5 protein-coding genes are annotated in these 5,753 nt (G+C 66.2%); 2 read left to right on the top strand and 3 right to left on the bottom strand.

Features of this window, described 5'->3' with window-relative positions; translation table 11 throughout:
- The first annotated feature begins 316 nt into the window (after window positions 1-316).
- Together GEV07_30575 and GEV07_30580 are read left to right on the top strand one after the other, a co-directional pair.
- Window positions 317-1,003 (top strand): DUF1738 domain-containing protein, encoded by a 687-nt coding sequence (locus tag GEV07_30575; GenBank protein MQA06856.1) that lies wholly within the window; start codon window positions 317-319, stop codon window positions 1,001-1,003.
- 232 nt (window positions 1,004-1,235) lie between these two features.
- On the top strand, window positions 1,236-1,529 hold the full coding sequence (locus GEV07_30580) for an FCD domain-containing protein (protein ID MQA06857.1): 294 nt from the start codon (window positions 1,236-1,238) through the stop codon (window positions 1,527-1,529).
- Here GEV07_30580 and GEV07_30585 read toward each other — a convergent pair.
- The 3 genes from GEV07_30585 to GEV07_30595 all read right to left on the bottom strand — a co-directional run.
- Window positions 1,526-2,785 carry an MFS transporter gene (locus tag GEV07_30585; GenBank protein MQA06858.1) on the bottom strand — a complete coding sequence of 420 codons (1,260 nt, stop codon included), beginning with the start codon at window positions 2,783-2,785 and terminating at the stop codon, window positions 1,526-1,528. The genes GEV07_30580 and GEV07_30585 overlap by 4 nt on opposite strands.
- A 41-nt stretch (window positions 2,786-2,826) precedes the next feature.
- A complete protein-coding gene (locus GEV07_30590) occupies window positions 2,827-4,497 on the bottom strand; it encodes a hydantoinase B/oxoprolinase family protein (protein MQA06859.1) in 1,671 nt (556 codons plus the stop codon).
- Window positions 4,498-4,501: 4 nt separating this feature from the next.
- Window positions 4,502-5,753, bottom strand: a 1,252-nt coding sequence (locus GEV07_30595; GenBank protein ID MQA06860.1) for a hydantoinase/oxoprolinase family protein, incomplete at its 5' end; no start/stop codon positions are given.

A 5,753-nucleotide genomic window follows, 5' to 3' on the forward strand; every position in this document is an offset into this window, starting at 1 on the left:
GTGCACGACCGTGCCGACTGGTTCGTGTCCGTCGCCTCTCGGGTGGCCCGTCCCGGTGAGGTTCTCGGCTCCCAGCATGCCCTGATGATCACCTCCGGTCCCCTGCTTATCCACAGCTGTGGTGCCTGTGTGTTCGTCGAGGTGGCCACTGGCCAGCGTGCCGAGGGGCGTGCCGTTCCGCCAAGGGGCGTCAGAGATCGTTCCGCCGGCCGCCTTCGGCGGCTGCGCTGCGCCGGCGGAACCAAGGCGGCAGTACGGGAAGGCAGCAGCCTGCCCCGGCCCAACGGGCCGTCACCACGTACAGCCGGAGGTCACCATGGCAACGAAGACGCGGAAGCGGACGGCGAGCGCGGCGGAGAAGGAGCGCCGGCGCAAGGAGCGCGCCGAGCAGCTCGTCACCTCCGGCGGGTGGGCGCGGATGCTGGCGGCCGCACGGAGCCTGCACCGCTACTCGCTGCGGAACCAACTGTTGATCATGGTGCAGACCGCCGAGCGCGGTTTCGAGCCGTCACACGTGGCCGGGTACAAGGCATGGCAGGCGCAGGGCCGGCAGGTCCGCAAGGGTCAGCGCGGACTGCGCATCCTCGCGCCGTACCTGGTGTGGGTGGACCTCGACGAGGACGACGAGCCGAGCAACGTCGTCAAGATCGAGGAGACCCCGAAGGGTCGCCGGGCACAGGTGCGGCGGTTCCGCCCGACGAGCGTGTGGGACGTCTCCCAGACCGACGGCGTCGACGACGAAGAGACCCCGGACGCGCCGGCCGTCGACGAGCCGACGGCGGCAGACGACCCCGAGGCGCTCGCGGCGCTGTGCGACGAGCTGGCCGAGCAGATCGAGGCGGCCGGGCTCACCCTGCGCTACGGCGATCCGGGACCCGGCAACCTCGGGGTGACGAAGTACGCCGATCGGCTGGTGATCGTCGACGACCAGTACGGCTCGGAGTGTAATGGGACCCTAAGCGTGAATTTCGAGGCACAGCCGACGAGCCTCGACCATTTCTAGGGCTGGGTACTTCTAGCGTCGTTGCTGTGGTCAAGCCGTGCTCCGGATGACGCGGAAGGCGGGTGTCCGCGTCGAGAGTCCCTTCGCCGGACTGCTCGGAAGTTTGAGATCGAGTTGATCACCTTCAAGCCGTAGACCGAGTCATCCGGGTACTGCCGGAGCTGACCGACGAGCAGCTCAACCAGCTGGTCGACCTCAACCGCCAGATGGAGCAGGTTGGCAACGCCTGGCGATGCGGCGACTCGACTACGACTTCCACTTCTCGATCTTCCGGGCGGCCGGCTACGACCCCATGGTACGCGAACCGCGGCGTATCTGGTCCCTGTCCGATGCGTACCGCTCGTTATACCTGTATGAACCTGCCGGGCGGGAACGCGTCGTCCAAGAACACGACGCGATCATCGCGGCGTTGCGCCGCCACGACCTCGACGAGGTGGTTGAGCACGTCGACCGACACCGCGCGAAGGTTCCCGTGCAACTCGCCGCGGTGATCGAAGGAGACGGGACCGCCGCCAACCGTGGCTAGGTAAGCTCTAGCTCCGACCCGGACCTCTCCTTGAGGGCCACGACGGCGACCAGGGAGGCCAGAGCCGCTCCGATCACATAGAAAGCCGGGGACAGCAGGTTCCCGGTGCTCGTGACAAGCAATGTCGCAAAGAACGGCGCACCGCCGCCGAAGACCGCCACCGAGAGGTTGTAGGCCACGGAGAAACCGCTGTAGCGCATCCGGGTGGGGAACGCCTCGATGTAGGCGGGAAGGGCGGCGCCGAGGTAGCAGGACAGGAGCAAGGCCAGCACTATATCGGCGATGACGACGACGGCGTAGTTGCCCTGGTTCATGAGCAGCAACATGGGGTAGCTCAGCACGGCGAACCCGATGGCGGCGGCCAGCAGCAGCGGCTTCCGCCCGACTCGGTCGGATAGTGCCCCGGCGATCGGGATGACGACGACCGTCACGACGAGCACTATCAAGGTCGCGACGGATGCCCCGATAGCGCTGATGCCCAGCTGCTCGGTCATGTAGGTGTTGAAGTAAGTGAGGATGATGTAGAGACTGGCATTGTGGACGATCACCAAGCCGAAGACCACCAGGATCGAGCGCCAGCTGCGCGTGAGGCTTTCGCGCAGTGGTGACTTGGCAACCGAATGCTGCGCCTCCAGCTTCTGGAACTCCGGGCTCTCCTGCAGCCGCAGGCGGATATAGAGTCCGACGAGGCCGAGCGGACCGGCAGCCAAGAACGGGAGCCGCCAGCCCCAGTCGTTCATCGCCTCCGCGGGGAGCAGACCGCGCAAGATGAGCACAACCACGATTCCCAGGAGGAAGCCGGCGAGCGCCGACGACTCGATCAGGCTCACGTAAAAGCCCCGTCGCCTGGCGGGGGCGTGCTCGGCCACGTAGGATGCGGCCCCGCCGAATTCCCCGCCGCCGGATAAGCCCTGCAAGAATCGGGCCAACACGAGAAGGGCCGGGGCCCACAGCCCGATGGTCTGATAACCCGGAATGAAACCGATCGCGAGTGTCGCAAGCGACATCAGGCCGATGACCGCCGCAAGCACTCCTCGTCGACCCAGCCGGTCACCGAGTGACCCGAAGATCAGACCGCCCACGGGTCGCATGAAGAACGCCACGCCGAACACCGCGAAGCTCGAAAGCAGCGAGAGCGCTCGACTCTCGAAGGGGAAGAAGGCGGCGCCGATCTCGGTGGCGAGGTAGCCGTATGTCGCGTAGTCGAACCACTCGATGACGTTGCCGGTGGAGGCGCCGACCGTCACCTGCCGCAGGCTTGCTCCTTCTGTGGTGGCCGAGCGGCTTTCGGGGGTGCTCACCGGACCGTACCGCCCTCGCCGGATGGTCCGTAGTCTTTCCTCGCGGCGTCCTCGGACACGTACCCGTTGCGGACGTCATCCTCGATCGCGGCCGGGTCCCGCTCGGCCGGGGGACCGTAGCCACCGCCGCCGGGAAGTGACAGGCTGACGACGTCGTCGGGCTCCATGGAGTAACTCCCCATGGGGTCCAGTGGCTCCGACCCGTTGCGTCGAGCGATACCCCGTGCGCCCGGAAGGCCGCCCGCCAAGCCTGCCGCTGGGTAGGAGATGTGCCCATACATCGTCGGTAGCCGCCAGCTCCTTCCCGTCGTGACCCCGAACCGTATCTCCTGGCCACACCCGCCCCGGTGGCGCCCCGGACCACCGGAGTCGGCGCGCAGCTCCTTCTGGTGGAACATGACCGGAGAGGATACCTCGACGATCTCTACGGGGGTTCCTCGTGCTCCCGAGGGAAACATCGTCGCGTGCAGGCCGTCACCGTCGGCAGACGCACCCATTCCTCCGCTGGTGAAGAAGGTGAAGGAGAACGGTGTATCGTCCTTTGTCTGCCCGCTGGCGTTGAGGATCCACAGCGGAGCAGCGCTTTCCGTGATGACCTGCTCGGGTATGACCTCCGCGAGCGCACCCAGGACGACCTCGGCCACGACCTGGCCCACGACATGGCGGGCTTGGGTTGGCTGCGGGTGGACGGCGTGCACGATGCAACCCTCGGGGGCGTGGACGTGCACGGGTTGGAAACTGCCTTCGTTGTTAGGGACGTCTGGCGCCAGGGCGGCCTTCACGGCAAAGATCGCGTACGCCACCGTGTAATTCAGGCAGACGTTGAGGCCGCGATGCGAAGCCGGCGAGGAACTATCGAAGTCGATGGTGATGTCCTCGTCGGACACGTCCACTCTGACGCGGAGGACGATGTCTCCCTCGGCACCGTCCATCACGATCTCATGACGGTAGCTTCCGTTTCGGACATCCCGTATCGCCGCACGCATCGCAGACTCGGTTCTGGCCATGACCTCGCCACCGAAGGAGTCGATCTCCGAAAGGCCGAACTCCTCCATGACGTCCAGGATGCCCTGTACGGCCACCGAGTTGGCCGCGGCCTGCGCGCGTAGATCGCCCATCACCTGGATAGGGGACCGCACATTAGCTTCGATGATCGCGGCAATGTCCGGATTCATCGTGCCGCCGACGTACAGCTTCAGGTAGGGCACGTAGAGGCCCTCCTCATACGTGGAGCTTGCCTGTGAGGTGTAGCCGAGGCCGCCCATGTCGACCGCGTGGCAGATGGAGGCGACATAGGCCAGCACCTGGCCGTTCGAGTCGAAAACGGGCGTGACCACGGTGATGTCGAGAACGTGTCCGGAAATACCGTACGGATCGTTGCTGATGAGCACATCCCCCGGAGAAAGAGAGCCCGGCGGATACCGCTTGAGGAAGTTCTTGACGGCGACGCCGGTCACGTTGATGTGTCCGGGGGTGCCGGTGACTGCCTGCGCGATCATGCGACCCTGCGTGTCGAAGACTCCGGCGGACAGGTCTGCGCCCTCGGAGAGAATGTTGCTGAAGGCCGTGAAGATCAAGGCCTTGGCCTGCTCCTCGACCAGGGTGATGATCCTGCTCCACAGCACCTGCACCTCGAGCCGCCCAGCGGCACTCTGCGACGTCGACATCTTGTCACCTCCTGGTGGCGGTCAGGTTGCCAGCCGCGTCGATCTCCAGGTCGAAGGCCGGCGGGAGCACGAAAGTCGACTCGTCCTCCTCGACGACTGCGGGACCTTTGATCAGGCTCCCGGCCCCCAGGTCCGCACGCCGGAAGACCGCTGTGGAGACGTAGCCGCCGTGGTCGGGGAAGTAGGCTTGCCGGTGCTCCAGTGGATCTGGATGGGCGCCCGGTGGTATCTCACTCTGCGGCACCCGTGGATCCGGTCCCGCCAGCGAGATGCGCCAGTTCAGGCATTCCACCGGCGTAGCCGGTGTCTCGCGGAACAGGTCGGTGTAGGACTTCCTAAATGCCCCCAGCACCTCCCGATAGGGTTGCTGGAGGAAGTCCCTGGGCAGCGGAACGGTCATCTCGTAGGCTTGTCCGCGATAGCGCAAGTCGCAGAGGTAGTCGACGTGCACGTCGTCTTCCGCGCAGCCGGCGTCCTTGAGAAGCTGCAGCCCTTCCCGCCGCATGTCGGTGAGTAACTCCTCGACCCGTCGCCAGTCGACGCCATCAAGCTGTTCGTAGTAGCTGCGCACCGACTCGAAGGAGGCCGGCGAGCACAGGAACCCGAAGGCGGAGGCAACTCCGGCTCCGGCCGGCGACACCACCCGGCGCGCCCGCAGGATCTCGGCCACATGACATGCGTGCATCGGGCCGGCACCGCCCAGGGCGAACAAGGAATAGCCCTCCAGGCTCTTTCCCCGCTCCACGGAGTGCACCCGCACTGCCGCTGCCATGGACTCGTTGACAACGCGATGGATGGCCCAGGCCGCATCCGTGACCTCCACGCCGAGCGGACCGGCCACCGCCTTCTGGATGGCGTCCGCGGCGGCGTCCGGCTGCAGCGGCATCTGCCCACCGAGAAAACGTTCGTGACTCAGATAACCCAGCAGCAGGTCGGCGTCGGTGACCGTGGCATTTGTGCCCCCGAGCCCGTAGCACGCCGGGCCGGGACTGGCCCCTGCGCTCTCCGGACCCACCGTGACCAGGCCGAGCCGGTTGACTCCGGCGATACTGCCTCCGCCGGCACCCACCTCAATCATGTCGATGACGGGAGCACGGAGTGGTAGACCGCTGCCGCGTTGGAGCCGGTGGGTGCGGGCCACCTCGAACTCGTTGGTGGTCAGCGCGTGTCCGTGGTCGACAAAACTGGTCTTGGCCGTCGTGCCTCCCATGTCGAAGACGACCAGGCTGGACTCCGTGGACTGCCGGGCGTGGAAC

The sequence above is a fragment of the Streptosporangiales bacterium genome (assembly GCA_009379825.1).
In the GTDB taxonomy this organism is placed as follows: domain Bacteria; phylum Actinomycetota; class Actinomycetes; order Streptosporangiales; family WHST01; genus WHST01.